This window comes from Stenotrophomonas sp. SMYL89 (assembly GCF_036319985.1).
Lineage (GTDB): Bacteria > Pseudomonadota > Gammaproteobacteria > Xanthomonadales > Xanthomonadaceae > Stenotrophomonas > Stenotrophomonas maltophilia_Q.
Window position 1 is genome coordinate 1 of the sequence record NZ_JAWIRW010000009.1, and the last position, 13,693, is coordinate 13,693.

The 13,693-nt window shown below is 67.4% G+C and carries 11 protein-coding genes and 1 tRNA gene; 7 read left to right on the forward strand and 5 right to left on the reverse strand.

From position 1 onward, the window contains the following. Positions 1-213 precede the first annotated feature (213 nt). Positions 214-1,110: a M48 family metallopeptidase gene (locus V3B41_RS12655; RefSeq protein ID WP_100443791.1), complete on the reverse strand. Its 897-nt coding sequence runs from the start codon at positions 1,108-1,110 to the stop codon at positions 214-216. Positions 1,111-1,198: 88 nt separating this feature from the next. Continuing rightward, positions 1,199-3,091, reverse strand: coding sequence for a formylglycine-generating enzyme family protein (locus V3B41_RS12660; protein ID WP_049429330.1), 1,893 nt, complete (start codon positions 3,089-3,091; stop codon positions 1,199-1,201). Between the two features lie 84 nt (positions 3,092-3,175). On the opposite strand from V3B41_RS12660, the gene rnd reads away from it, so the two are divergent. Then, the gene (rnd, locus tag V3B41_RS12665) at positions 3,176-4,255 is read left to right on the forward strand and encodes a ribonuclease D (protein WP_049429329.1); all 1,080 of its coding nucleotides are present in this window, start codon (positions 3,176-3,178) and stop codon (positions 4,253-4,255) included. 150 nt (positions 4,256-4,405) lie between these two features. Continuing rightward, positions 4,406-6,445: a DUF4034 domain-containing protein gene (locus V3B41_RS12670; RefSeq protein ID WP_329861301.1), complete on the forward strand. Its 2,040-nt coding sequence runs from the start codon at positions 4,406-4,408 to the stop codon at positions 6,443-6,445. A gap of 88 nt (positions 6,446-6,533) precedes the next feature. Here V3B41_RS12670 and V3B41_RS12675 read toward each other — a convergent pair whose 3' ends face one another. Both V3B41_RS12675 and V3B41_RS12680 read right to left on the reverse strand, forming a co-directional pair. Continuing rightward, positions 6,534-8,864 carry a TonB-dependent receptor gene (locus V3B41_RS12675; RefSeq protein WP_329861303.1) on the reverse strand — a complete coding sequence of 777 codons (2,331 nt, stop codon included), beginning with the start codon at positions 8,862-8,864 and terminating at the stop codon, positions 6,534-6,536. A gap of 208 nt (positions 8,865-9,072) precedes the next feature. Beyond that, entirely contained in the window at positions 9,073-9,654 is a 582-nt protein-coding gene (locus V3B41_RS12680) for a TetR/AcrR family transcriptional regulator (RefSeq protein ID WP_049429326.1), read from the reverse strand. Positions 9,655-9,755: 101 nt separating this feature from the next. On the opposite strand from V3B41_RS12680, the gene V3B41_RS12685 reads away from it, so the two are divergent. The 4 genes from V3B41_RS12685 (at position 9,756) to V3B41_RS12700 (ending at position 12,812) form a co-directional block, all read left to right on the forward strand. Then, on the forward strand, positions 9,756-10,811 hold the full coding sequence (locus V3B41_RS12685) for a sugar phosphate isomerase/epimerase family protein (protein WP_049429325.1): 1,056 nt from the start codon (positions 9,756-9,758) through the stop codon (positions 10,809-10,811). A 21-nt stretch (positions 10,812-10,832) separates the two neighbouring features. Further along, on the forward strand, positions 10,833-11,726 hold the full coding sequence (locus V3B41_RS12690) for an alpha/beta hydrolase (RefSeq protein WP_049429324.1): 894 nt from the start codon (positions 10,833-10,835) through the stop codon (positions 11,724-11,726). Then, the gene (locus tag V3B41_RS12695; protein WP_329861306.1) at positions 11,716-12,642 is read left to right on the forward strand and encodes an alpha/beta hydrolase; all 927 of its coding nucleotides are present in this window, start codon (positions 11,716-11,718) and stop codon (positions 12,640-12,642) included. Before V3B41_RS12690 ends, V3B41_RS12695 begins: the two co-directional genes overlap by 11 nt. 94 nt (positions 12,643-12,736) lie before the next feature. Next, a tRNA-Ala gene (locus V3B41_RS12700) sits at positions 12,737-12,812 on the forward strand. A 62-nt stretch (positions 12,813-12,874) separates the two neighbouring features. Here V3B41_RS12700 and V3B41_RS12705 read toward each other — a convergent pair. Continuing rightward, complete coding sequence (locus V3B41_RS12705; protein WP_180848969.1) at positions 12,875-13,048, reverse strand: hypothetical protein; 174 nt, start codon at positions 13,046-13,048, stop codon at positions 12,875-12,877. 158 nt (positions 13,049-13,206) lie between these two features. On the opposite strand from V3B41_RS12705, the gene V3B41_RS12710 reads away from it, so the two are divergent. Further along, positions 13,207-13,692: a hypothetical protein gene (locus V3B41_RS12710; RefSeq protein ID WP_049429321.1), complete on the forward strand. Its 486-nt coding sequence runs from the start codon at positions 13,207-13,209 to the stop codon at positions 13,690-13,692. Position 13,693 lies beyond the last annotated feature (1 nt).

A 13,693-nucleotide genomic window follows, 5' to 3' on the forward strand; every position in this document is an offset into this window, starting at 1 on the left:
TGGGTCCGGTTGCGGGAGTGTCCGCGGCATGGATGCCGCGGCCAAGCCCCCATGGACGGGTTTACGGCGTCTCCCGCAACCGGACCCACCCCGCCATCCCACGGAATGCACGCTGTTGCTGTTGCTGTTGCTGTTGCTGTTGCTGTTGCTGTTGCTGTTGCTGTTGCTCTGGCTTCGGCAGGTGCAGGGCTGCAAGCCCTGCCGAACACCCCCCTACTTTGCCTGCTCGCAGAACTTCTGCCGGTACTCGAGCGCCTTCGGCATCAGCGCCTGCAGGTTCTGGATGCGGGTGCCCGGGTTCGGGTGGGTGGAGGCGAACTCCGGCGGCGCCTGGCCGCCACTGGCCTGGCCCATGCGCTGCCACAGCGGCACCGCCTCGCGGGGATCGAAGCAGGCCGCTGCGGCCAGCATCAGCCCCACTTCGTCCGCCTGCGTCTCGTGGCTGCGCGCATAGGGCAGCAGATATCCATAGCCCATCGCCGACATCATCATCTGTTGCTGCTGCGCATCCATGCCACTGGCGGCGCCGGCCACCTGCCCGATCTGGGTCAGCTTCTGCTGTGCCATGCGCTGTGCACCATGGCGCAGCAGCGCGTGGGCGATCTCATGACCCATCACCACCGCCATCGCATCGCGGGTGCGCGCTACCGGCACCAGCCCGGTGTAGACCGCCATCTTGCCACCCGGCAGGCAGAACGCATTGGCCTGCTCGGACGGGATCACGTTCACTTCCCACTGGAAATCCCGCGCGAAATGCGCTGGCTGCACGCCATGCTCCTGCGCCAGCGCGGTCTCCACCACGTCCACCTTGGCGATCAGCCGCTGGGCGATGTCGCGCACATCGCGCGCGATCGGTGCATTGGGGTCCATCGGCCGTTCCTGCGACAGGATCTGCTGGTAGGCCTGCAGTCCCAGCGCGGTTTCCTGGCGCGCGTCCAGGCTGCTGTCGATCATCACCTTCTCGCCGGTGTACGGATCGACCGTGCGGTTGGAGAACCAGTAGAACAGCGCATAGCCGGCGGCAAGCAGCAGCACCCACCAGCGGATGTTGCCGAACAGGCCACGCCGCTGCGGACCTTGCGACGAGCGGGAGAAGGGATCGTTGCGCATCGGGGGACTTCCTGCTGGCCCCGCCGGCCGGCGGGCACGGCGCAATCTTAGTGCGCCACTGCCCGCAGCGGGTGAAGCCGGGTGCCGCTCAGATGCCGCGTACCAGGCGGAAGCCGATGCGGGCGTTGGTGGTATCCGAATCCTGGGACTGCCGCCAGGCCGCACGGGTCTGCTCGGGGGCATTGGCCCAGTTGCCACCGCGGATCACGCGCGACCGGCAGCCCGGGTTGAACCAGGCGACGCCATCGGACGGTGCGCGGCGGTAGCTGGCATGCCAGCAGTCGGCCACCCATTCACTGAGGTTGCCGCCCATGTCGTGCAGGCCGAATGCATTGGCCTGGAAGCTGGCCACCGGCGCCGGTCCCCACCAGCCATCGCCATACCCGATGAACGCGTTGTGCCAGTGCCGGCCCGAAGGCGAAACGTCCTTGCTGCCGGTAAAGTTGCCGCTGCCTGGCGGCGGCACGCCTGCATCGCCCCACGGATAGCGGCCACTGCTGCCAGCGCGCAGCGCGTACTCGAACTCGGCTTCGCTGGGCAGCCGGTAGCTGCGGCCGGTCTGCTCGGACAGCCACGCCGCATAGTTCTCGGCATCACGCACACTGACGTGCATCACCGGCGAGTTGCCCAGCGCGCGGCCGCCGTCATAGTCCGAGCGCCAGTCCACGCCACTGCGGCGGATGAAATTGCCGCTGCGTTCGTCGTAGACCACCGAATGGCCGCGCCGGGTCGCGCGTGGACGCGCATTGGATGCTTTCACGTAGCGCTCGAAATCGCTGACGGTGATCTCGGTGATCGCCATTGCAAAGCCACGATCGAAGCGCACGTAGTGCGACGGACGCTCGGCATCACTCGAGCCCGGCTCGGCATCGCCCGCGCCCATCTGGAAACCACCGTGAGGCACCACCACCATCTGCGGCCCGCGCCCGCCATCGCGCATGGCGTCGCTGAACACCTGTCCTGGCCGGAAGCTGCCGTAATGGGTAGCCAGGTCGATGCGCTCGCGCAACTGCCCCACCACGGCGTCACCCGGCAGGGCGATGCGCAGCGCTTCGGCCAGTTTCTCGCGAGCCGGTTTCAGGCCCTGCGGCGTAGCGAGGTCGCGCAGGCCGTCATCACGCAGCTGCAGCAGCGTGGCGGCGCGGATCTGCTCGATGCGCTCGAACGCGTCGGCAATCGTCGGCGACGAATCGCGCACTTTGCTGGCTTCGGCCAGCCAGGTACCCGCGCTGGCGAAATCGCGCGCCCGCGCGGCGTCTTCGGCACGGCGGATCAAGCCGCTCTCGGCTGCTGCCAAGCCCTGCCGTGCGCGGCTGTTGTCTTCATCCAGCGCCAGCGCCTCACGGAAATTGCCGATGGCACCGTCGCCATCCTCGCCGATCCGATCCGAGCGCAGGTCCTCCTCGCCGGCACGGTTGTAGGCCACCACGCGCTGCGCCAGCTCCACCCGCGCCTGCAGCGCACGCACCTTCTCATCCTTCGGCGCCAGGGTCAGCAGCACCAGTGCCTGGCGGCTGGCCTCGGCCAGTGCCTCGCGCTGCTTCAGCGGCCGCACCAGCAGGGCATCGGCCAGCTGCTGCAGTCGCTGCCGGGCACGCTGCAGGCCCAGCCGGGCCTGGCGATCATCCGGGTCTTCTTCCTGCACCGCCAGCCACAGCGGAATGGCAGCGTCCGCATCTTCATAGAGCCGCCCTTCGGCGAACGCCTGCTCGGCGCCGCGACGCAACTGGGCCAGGCTGCGGCCCTGGCGGTCCACCCGTGGCGGCGTCCACTGCTGTACGTCCTCGGCGGCATCTTCACCGGCGATGGTCACGCTGCCCTGCCCGGCCTGCGGACTGGCATCGGTGCCGGTGTCGGCCCCCTCGGCCCCGGGCGCCTCTCCGCTGGCGGCCCTGTCCGCCGGCGCGGACGGCGACGGCGTGCAGCCGGCCAGGGCCACGGCCAGGGCGGTGCACAGCACGGGCGACAACGGAAAACGCAAGCAGAGCCTCCTTCGGCACGGACGCGGACCGACGTTAGGCTATTCTCCCCTGCCTGAGCAAACCCGAGTAGTAGGCCCTGACCCGTGGCAACCTGGATCACCACCCCCGCCGAGCTGGATGCGTACTTCCAGCAGCGCCCGACCCGCATCGGCCTGGACACCGAATTCATCCGTGAACGCACGTTCTGGCCGCAGCTGGCGCTGGTGCAGATGGCCGTTGGGCAGGACATCCTGCTGATCGACCCGCTGATTCCCGGCATGACCGAGGCGCTGGCGCCGTGGCTGGCCGATGAATCCATCACCAAGGTGATGCACAGCGCCAGCGAAGACCTGGTTGCCTTCAAGTGGGCCTGCGGCGTCCTGCCGCGACCGCTGTTCGACACCCAGATCGGTGCCTCGCTGGCCGGCATCGGCGGCGGCATGGGCTACCAGAAGCTGGTGGCGGAGATCACTGGCGTGGCGCTGGCCAAGGGCGAGACCCGCTCGGACTGGATGCGCCGCCCGCTGTCCGAGTCGCAGCTGCAGTACGCCGCCGATGACGTCGAGCATCTGTTCGCACTGCACGACGCCATCAATGCCAGGCTGCAGGCGCTCGGCCGCCAGCAGTGGCTGCACGACGATGGCGAGCGGCTGCTGGCCAGCGTCGCCAACGATGAAGACCGCTGGCCGCACCTGGCGATGCGCTCGGCACAGTTCCTTGATGCTGCCGCCCAGCACCGCCTGCTGCGCCTGCTGCGCTGGCGCGACGTGCAGGCACGCAACAGCGACCGCCCGCGAAGCTGGATCCTGGACAACGAACTGGCCGCCACCCTCGCGCGCACGCCACCGGCCGACGAGGCTGCGCTGGGCAAGCTGTTCGAGCAGTTCCCGAAGGCACCGCGCAAGCTGGCCGGCGCTGTCTGGCAGGCGCTGTCCACGCCGCTGGCCGATGAAGCCGACGCGCCGCTGGCGCTGCCGGCCAACGACAGCAACAAGCAGGCCCTGAAGAAGCTGCAGGATGCGGTGGCCGAGCGCAGCCGTGAGCTGGGGCTGCCGGATGGCATTCTCGCCTCGCGCAAGCATCTGGAAAGCTATCTGGAACGTCGCCAGTGGCCGGCCGCACTGGCCGGCTGGCGCCAGCAGGAACTGGAGTCGCGGCTGCAGGCACTGTTGCCCGCGCACTGAGATCAACCGGCGCCGGGCAAACCGGCGCCGGCACCGCAGACATGAGCATCTGCCACGCTTGCCGGCGCGCGCGTGGACCTGTCCAATAGCGTCCCCGCTATTGTTGGATTGCATCAGATGACAAATGGACTTGCGAAAGGCGGTCTTTCCATGGACGACCTGGCCTGGCGCGCGCAGGCGCGCAGCGCACTGCAGGAACAGGACTACGCAGCGCTGGATGCACTGCTGGCACCACACGAACAGGCCTGGCTGAACGGCGCTCGGCCACTGCCCGGCATCCGCTGGCGCCTGCGCAACCTGCAGGACACAGCGCTGCCCCTGGATGAGCGCCTGCAGCAGGCGCAACGGTGGGTTGCCGCCGATCCGCACAGCTATTACGCACGCCTGCGCCTGGGTGCCTGCTGGGAATCGGCCGCTGGCGCCCTGCGCAGCGCCGACGTGGCCGCACTGGTGGAAGACAGCCAGTGGCTGGCCGCACAGCAGGCGCGCGACCACGCCGTGCATGCCTATCTGCAGGCGATCGCGCTGTCGCAGCGACCGGCGCTGGCGCTGGATGGCATCAAGCGCATCACCAGCTACCTGCGCGAACCAAACTGGTTGCGCGCGCTCCAGGCAGGGCAATCGCCGGAGTCCGATGAAGCCGCCCTGGCCGAGCACTATCCGCAGGCGTGGCCGCAGGCATTGCAGTTGCTGTCGCGCTTCGGTGCGCCCCTGCAGCACCTGCCGGAATGCCTGCCGCCGCTGTTGCGCGATCGCAGCGAGGACGATTTCGATGCCCCTCTCGCGTACTGGATGCGCCTGGTGCTGGAACAGCGTCCGGACGACCTGGGGACGCTGGAAGACACCCTCTACTACCTGTACCCGCGCTGGGGCGGCAGCCACGAGGCGATGGAGGATTTCATCGAAGGCAGCTGGTGCCGCGGCCTGGATCTGGCACAGCGCAACGCATTGCGCTGGTGCAAGGAACAGGACTGGATGGGCGAGCTGCCGCGCCGCGGCGATGCCGAAGCGGTGGCCGTGCACGAGCGTGCGTATGCGCAGATCCTGGACTGGCACCTGGAGGGCTGCGTGCGCGCTGAAGTCCTGACCCAGCGTGCCGCACTCCGCTTTCATCTCGGGCGCATCGAGGAGATCGAAGACCAGGTGCAATGGGATGCCGGATGCATGCAGTCCGCGCTTGAGGACCTGCAGGAGGCCTGGGCACTGGATCGTGACATGGTCCTGCACGGTGGTTTCAGCAGCCTGGAGGCCTGCACCTGGTTCGCTCATGTTGAAGGGGCCGAAACGCTGTTCGCGCAGGTGGTGGACTACGCCGCCCGCGAAGGTGATTCCGCGCTCGGCCTGCTCTGGGCCGCCACCGCCATCGAGCATGGGCTGCTCGGCCAGGCAGCCGATCCGGCACGTGCGCAGCCCTTGCTGCAGCGCGCCCTGAAACTGGCCGCGCAGCAGAAGACGTCCACGGTCACCTTTGCGTCCAACCTGTTCTGCGATGTCTCGCAGGACGCAGGCCTGTCGTTGTTGCAGCGCATGGCCGACGACGGCGACGCCGGTGCGATGGCCGCGCTGTGCGACCTGTACAAGGGCCGGCTGGGCGGCCGCGACCAGCCGGACTTCGTTGATGCCCAGAAGGCCCTGTACTGGCAGGAGCGTGCCGTCGAAGGCGGCGACCTGATCGCCACGTACAACCTTGGCGTGCGCCTGGTTGCCGCCGGTGGCGCTGACAACGAAGCGCGTGCGCGCGAACTGTACCTGCGCTGCCTGCGCGAAGCCGACGCCGGTGAACGCGTGTGGGGCCCGACCTGCCGCAACCTGGCCTGCCTGGCCCTCGATGGCCAGAACGACGCGCACAAGCGCGAAGCGGTCGAACGCGCCCTGATTCCGCTGTGGTGGCGCGGTGAGGACAACGACAAGCTGTGGGCCGCCGGCTACCTGGCCGACATCTACCACTTCGGCAACGGCGTGCCGGCCAACGCCTTCCTGGCCCTGACCTGGCTGCAGCGCGCCAGCGAGATCGATAGGGAGTACGTGGATGTGGTGCGCATGGCGCCGCTGATCAACGGCGAAGGCCGCTGGTTCGGCGCCAGCCGCGCGCGCAAACAGCAGGCGCAGGACCGCCAGCAGGTGGACAGCGCCACCTGGGCCCTGACCTTCGGCCAGCGCAGCCAGGACAGCGACCTTACCGCAGTCTGAAACAACGAAAAGGGCGGCCCGGAACTCCGGGCCGCCCTTTGCATTCCAGCGGTGCGATGACGGGAGAACCCACCACCGCGCCAGAGCCTTACCAGTTCATGTTCAGCGAGACACCCACGGTGCGCGGTTCGTTGTAGACCGCGGCCATGTAATTCTCGATCACGCCCTTGAGGTTCTTCTCGTTGGTGATGTTGCGCGCGAACAGCGCCACTTCGTAGGCACCGTAGTTGCCCGAGTAGCCGATCTTCAGGCCGCCTTCGAAGTCACCCTTGGAGTTGAACTCCTTGCTGTCGTACAGCACGAAGCTGGTGTAACCCTGCTTGTTCCAGTCGGTGGAGACGAACATGGTGCCGGCGTCGCTGACCGGGAAGTCGTAACGGGCGGCCAGGTTCACGTTGTACTTCGGCGCGTTCGGCAGCGGGTTGCCGTCGATCTGCGCGAAGGTGTTGGCGCCGACCTTGATGGTCGGGTCATTCACCGTGCAGACCACCTGGCCGTTGAGGCCGCAGACCTGCGCGTACACGCGCTTGTCCTTGATCTCGCTGTGCAGCAGGCTCAGGCCGGCACTCAGGGTCAGGTTCGGGATCGGGCGCAGTTCCATGTCCGCTTCGAAGCCGTAGGCCTTGGCCTTGTCGGCGTTGAACAGCACGCCGTTGCCGTCCGAATCGTTGCCGTTGAGCTGGATGTCGTTGACGGTGTAGGTGAACGCGGTGGCGTTCAGGCGCAGGCGGTTGTCCCACAGGCTGCTCTTCACGCCCGCTTCCCAGGACAGGATGGTCTCGGAATCGGCGGTAGTGAAGTCGGCATTGAACACTGCCGAACGGCCCTGGATGGTCGGGCCGCGGAAGCCGCGGGCGACCTTCGCGTAGACGCTCACGTCCGGCGTGATCTGATACATCGCGCTCAGATCCCAGCTCGGGGTGGTGTCGGACATCTTGACGTCGGTGCGGCCCTTGTAGGTCACCACGCCGGCGGCGGTGTCAGCGGTCTTCAGCAGGCGGGTGTGCTTCTCGTCCTTGGTCTGGCGCAGGCCAGCGGTGACGGTGAACTTGTCGGTGAAGGCGTAGCTGATCTGGCCGAAACCGGCCCACGAGGTGTTCTTGTTGCGCAGGCGCACCCAGTTGTTCGGGTTACGTGCCGCGCCCTGCAGGAACCACGCGCGCTGGTAGAAGTCGGTGGTGTCGCTGCCGTTGAAGTAGAACGCACCGGCCTGCCACTGCAGCGCACTGTCGTCATGGCTGGCCAGGCGGAATTCCTGGGTCCACTGGTCCAGGTCGCGGATGCGGCCCATCGACTGGCCGTAGCCGTTCGGCACGCCGTTCACCGGGAAGTTCGCCGCTGCGCCACCGTCGGTGTCGCCACGGCTGTAACCGGAGGTGGTCTCGTAAGCGGTGATCGAGGTGAAGTCGATCGCACCGAAGTCGTAGCGTGCCTTCACCGAGCCGCCGTAGGTCTTGTACGCCTGCGGGTTGTTGTCGGCTTCGTCGTAGGCGACCTTGTCGCGCGGCACGTCGGTCTTGTTCGAGCCCTTGGTCAGCGCACTGCGCAGGAACAGGGTCGAGGTGCCTTCATAATCGCGGGCGTGGGCCGAGGCCAGGATCGAGAACTGGTCGCTCGGGGTCAGCAGCAGCTGCGCACGCACGTTGCGGTCATCGAAGCCGCCCATGGCGTTCTTCTTCGGGCTGACCGTGCCATCGGCGCTCGGGCCCTTGTAGGTGTTGTCGACGTAGTCGTCGCGGTGCTGGTACAGGGCCGACACGCGGAACGAGGCCACATCGTTGATCGGGCCGCCGAAGCCGCCGTCGATCGACACGCTGTTGTAGGTCGCATAGCTGGCGCTGACGCGGCCGGTGTAGTCCTGGGTCGGCTTCAGGGTGTCGAACTTGACGATGCCGGCGGTGGTGTTGCGACCGAACAGCGAGCCCTGCGGGCCGCGCAGCACTTCCACCTGGTCCACGTCATAGACCGGGTTGGACTTCAGCACCACGTGCTCCAGCACCACGTCGTCCTGGATGATCGAGACCGGCTGCGAGGCACCCAGGTAGAAGTCGATGTTGCCCAGGCCGCGGATGTAGAAGCGCGGGAAGATGCGGCCGGTGGTGGTTTCCGCATACAGGCTCGGCACGCGGCCGGACAGCGCCAGCAGGGTGTCGTCGCCGCCGGCGGTGAAGTCGCGCATGCGCTCGCCCTGCACCACACCGACCGAGACCGGCACTTCCTGCAGGTTCTGCTCGCGGTGTTCGGCGGTCACGGTGATCGTGTCCAGGCCGGTAGGGGTCGGCGCACTGTCCTGCGCGGCGGCACCGAAGCTGCCGACCAGGGCCAGACCGGCACAGGCCAGTGCCAGCGGGTGGCGGCGGAAGGAAACAAGGGAAGACGACAGACCCGACAGGCGGCGGGAATCGGTATGGGAGGGCATGCAATGCTCTGAGGAGGCGTCCGTGCGGCCTGCGCGGGCCGGGCGGCAAAAAGGAGGAAAACTGCGCAAGCGGCCATTATCCCCCAAATTGTTACGATTTCGTTGCGAAGCACCCAAACCCGGCGAAACAAGCGATTTCGGCACAGTCAGCCAGCACCGCCTGGGGTCAGATCCGTTTCCCAAGGAAAAACGGATCTGACCCCGGATCTCAGGGCAGCGGGGTCAACGCGACATCGACCATCGCCAGCAGGCGCTCGCGGCTGATGCCGTCACGCGCCTGCACCGAGATGCCATGCAGCACCGTGGCGAAGTGGTCGCCCAGCGCCTGCACCGCCGCGCCGTCGGCCAGCTCACCCTCGGCCTGCGCCTGCTGCAGCCGCGCGATGATCGCCGCCGTGCGCTGGCGACGATGGCTGGCCAACCAGTCCCGCACGCCTTCGCCATCGGGCGACACGCTGCTGGCCGAAGATACCACCAGGCAACCATGCGGACGCCCACGACGGGTGTAGGTCAGCACCGCCTCGCGCAGCATGGACCCGATCGCCTCACGCAGCGTGGCCTGCTCCAGCGCGCGCGGCGCGAAACCACCCTCGCCCTCTTCGTACAGCGCCACGGCTTCGCGGAACAACTGCTCCTTGCTGCCGAACGCGGCGTAGATGCGTGCAGAAGCAATGCCCAGCGTTTCGACCAGTGCCGACATCGACGTGCCTTCGTAGCCGTGCTGCCAGAACAGCAGCATCGCCTTGCGCAACGCCTGGTCCCTGTCGAATTCGCGCGGTCGCCCTGCCATCTGCCTGCCTGCTCCAGTGAGGCGCGCAGTGTAACGCGGGTGTTGACCATCGCGAGAGTCGCGCCTATTCTTTGTCGACCGACAAACAATTGGAGCAACACATGCAGACCCTCAAGGGCCCCAGCCTGCACCTGGCGCAGTTCGCCGGCGACCAGGCACCGTTCAACTCACTTGCCAGCATTGCCGAGTGGGCCGCTGGCCACGGTTTCAAGGCACTGCAGATCCCGGCCTGGGATGCACGCCTGTTCGACCTGGCCACCGCCGCCGACAGCCAGGACTACTGCGACGACATCCGCGGCACCCTGGCCGAGCACGGCCTGCAGGTCAGCGAGCTCACCACCCACATCCTTGGCCAGCTGGTGGCCGTGCATCCGGCCTACGATGAACTCTGCGATGGCTTCGCGCCGGAAGCACTGCGCGGCAACCCGAAGGCGCGCAGCGAATGGGCGCAGCAGCAACTGCACCTGGCCGCCCGTGCCTCCCGTCGGCTGGGCCTGCAGGACATGGGCACCTTCTCCGGCTCCTTCGCCTGGCCCTACCTGTTCCCGTTCCCGCAGCGCCCGCCGGGCCTGATCGATGCCGCCTTCGACGAACTGGCGCGCCGCTGGCGGCCGATCCTCGATACCTGCGAGGACAACGGCATCAACCTCTGTTACGAGATCCATCCCAGCGAAGACCTGCATGACGGCACCAGCTTCGAGCGCTTCTTCGAACGCGTCGGCCAGCACCAGCGCTGCCGCATCCTGTTCGATCCCAGCCACTTCGTGCTGCAGCAGCTGGACTACCTGGAGTACCTGGACATCTATCACCCGCTGATCCGCATGTTCCATGTCAAGGATGCGGAGTTCCGTCCCAGCGGCCGCCAGGGCATCTATGGTGGCTACGCCGACTGGACCGAACGGGCCGGTCGCTTCCGCTCGCTGGGCGATGGCCAGGTCGACTTCAAGTCGATCTTCTCCAAGCTGGCCCAGTACGACTACCAGGGGTGGGCGACGCTGGAGTGGGAGTGCTGCCTGAAGGACCAGGAAGCCGGTGCACGCGAAGGCGCTGCATTCATCCGCGACCACATCATTCCGGTCACCGACAAGATCTTCGACGACTTCGCCGGTGCACCGATCAGCACCGCGCAGATGCAGCACATGCTCGGCATCGCCTGAGCCCCCACGGAGCACTCCCCCATGACGACTTCCCTTCCCGCTGGCGCTGCCGGCGACGACACCCTGCACCACCACTACCTGCGCATCGATGGCCAGCGCGTGCATTGCGTCTCCGCCGGCCACGGCGAACCGGTGCTGCTGATTCCCGGCTGGCCGCAGACCTGGTATGCCTGGCGCCATGTGCTGCACGCCCTGGCCGACGCCGGCTTCGAAGCGATTGCCGTGGACCCGCCGGGCATCGGCGAATCCGATCGCCCCAGCCACGGTTACGACACCGGCAGCGCCGCCGCCGTCCTGCACCAGACCATGCAGGCACTGGGCCACGAGCGCTACCAGGTGGTCGGGCATGACATCGGCATGTGGATTGCCTATGCACTGGCCAGCGACCAGCCGCAGGCGGTGCGCCAACTGGCGGTCACCGAAGCGGTGATTCCCGGCCTGGCGCCGGAACCGGGCATCTTCGCCGCACCGGCCGACAACATCTTCCTCTGGCATTTCATGTTCAACCAGGTGGCCGACCTGCCCGAGGCACTCATCAGCGGTCGCGAGCGCGCCTACCTGGAATTCATGTTCGACCGCTGGTCATATCGCCGCGACGCGGTGGCTGCCGATACCTACATCGCCGCCTACAGCCGCCCCGGTGCACTGCGGGCCGGCTTCGCCTGGTACCGCGCGATTCCGGAAACCATCCGCCAGAACAAGGAACGTGCTCAGCGCCGGCTGGCGATGCCGGTGCTGGCCATCGGCGCCGAGCACGCCACCGCCGATGCGCCGATGCTGACCCTGCAACCGCATGCCGACAACGTGCGAGGCAGCATCGTGCCGGGCTGCGGCCACTTCATCATGGAAGAAGCGCCGCAGGCGTTCCTGGCGCAGCTGCTGCCGTTCCTGCAGGAGGCGCGCCATGCAGCTTGAACCCGCGCTGCAGCAGTTCGTCGATGCCGTTGCGGCCCATCCACTGCCGGACGACCTGCGCGAGCTGCGTGCGATCAGCGAGAGCGCGCTGCCTCAGCTGCAGGGCGCGCCGGAGCCGGTTGCGCATGTGATCGAGCATGCGGTGATCGCACGCGACGGCCACGCGTTGGAAGTGCGCCTTTACACACCGGAAGGGCTGCCCGATGGACCGGCACCGGCGTTGTTGTTCGCGCATGGCGGCGGATGGTTCCAGTGTTCGCTGGCGGTCTATGACGGCCCCTGCCGCGCGCTGGCCAATGCCAGCGGCTGCGTGATTGTCGCCGTGGGCTACCGGCTGGCGCCGGAACACCCGTTCCCGGTGCCGCTGCACGACCTTGCCGATGCCTGGTCGTGGCTGCAGGACAACGCCGAGCTCCTCGGGGTGGACCCGCAGCGATTGGCGATCGGCGGCGACAGCGCCGGTGGCAATCTGGCCGCCGCGTGCTGCCTGCAGCTGCTCGATCTTGGCCTGCCGCAACCGCGCCACCAGTTGCTGCTGTACCCGGCACTCGATGCAGGGATGGGCAGCGATTCCTACCGCGAGTACGCCAGTGGCTTCTACCTCAGTGCCGAACTGATGCAGCGCTGCTGGCAGGCCTATCTTGGCGAACTGCACCCGCCGCTGGCACAGGCCTCGCCGGCCCATGCAACGGATCTGCATGGGCTGGCGCCGGCCTCCGTGCTCAGCTGCGAGCACGACCCGCTGCGGGATGAGGCCGAACAGTACGCACGGCGGCTGCAGGCGGCAGGTGTCGACTGCACGCTCGAGCGCTTGCCCGGGATGATTCACGCCTGCATCCACCTGCACGCGGTCAGTGCCAGCACCGACGTGGCAGCACGTCGTGCCGGCGCGCTGCTGCGCCGGGCCCTGTCCTGAACCGGTCAGGGGCGGTAGCCGACGCGGCGCGACCACCGTCCCGGCCCGGCGCTTGGCAAGCCCGGCAGGCAGCGCTACACTGAAACCCTGCCGTGGGGCCATAGCTCAGCTGGGAGAGCGCGTCGTTCGCAATGACGAGGTCAGGAGTTCGATCCTCCTTGGCTCCACCACTATTCAGAAGAACCCGTAGATCCCCGTGATCTGCGGGTTTTTTCTTCCCAGCGCCCGCGGCTCAGGCCGGCTCCTCGCCGCCGTCCTTGCGCCGCGGACTACGCGAATGCGCATCACGCACCTGTTCATCACGCTGCGCCGGCCGGCGCTTTGCCACGTCATCCTGCTTCCGGTCCTGACGGCTTTCCTGAACGCCCTGCTTCGGGTCGCCCTGGCTGTTGTCGCGCTCACTCATCGACATCTCCCTCATCGGCGAAGATCCAACCTGCCATCACGCTAGACGCTGCAGAGTGATCTGCCGGTCAGCCTGGCGCGAACAGGGCGTGCAGCCTCGGCTTGCCGGTACTGTCCCCACGCCTCCAGAATCCGATACACCCGTTTCTGCGGTGCGCCATGCCCCTTTCTGTCCTGCACGCCTCGCAAGCACTGCCGATGCTCTTCGATGCGACCGACGGCAGCATCCGTCTCGGCAACCTGCCGACGCTGATCGGCCCCACCCTCTCGCTGGATGAGGCGCGCATCGCCTTCGCCACGCTGATGCATGGCGAGCGCGATGTCGGCACCGGCTATCACTGGCTCAGCCTGCACCGGCTAGGCCTGGCCGGTGCACCCGCTGGGATCAGCCTGTGCTTCCATGGGCAACAGCTCGACATGGTGACGATGGGTGTCGATCTGCCCGGTGCAGCACTGGAAAACGGCTGGCCGACCCAGGCGGCGATCGATGCCGAAGTAGCGTTCATGAAGCGTACGCTGGGCGCGGCGCTGGGTCGCAAGCTGGCGGGTGGCCACGCCCGGTTCGACTGGGGAGAAGCCTGGGCCCGTTTCGATCCGAAGGGCTTCATGGCCAGCAGCGGCCTCCGCTACTTACCACGCTCGTAAC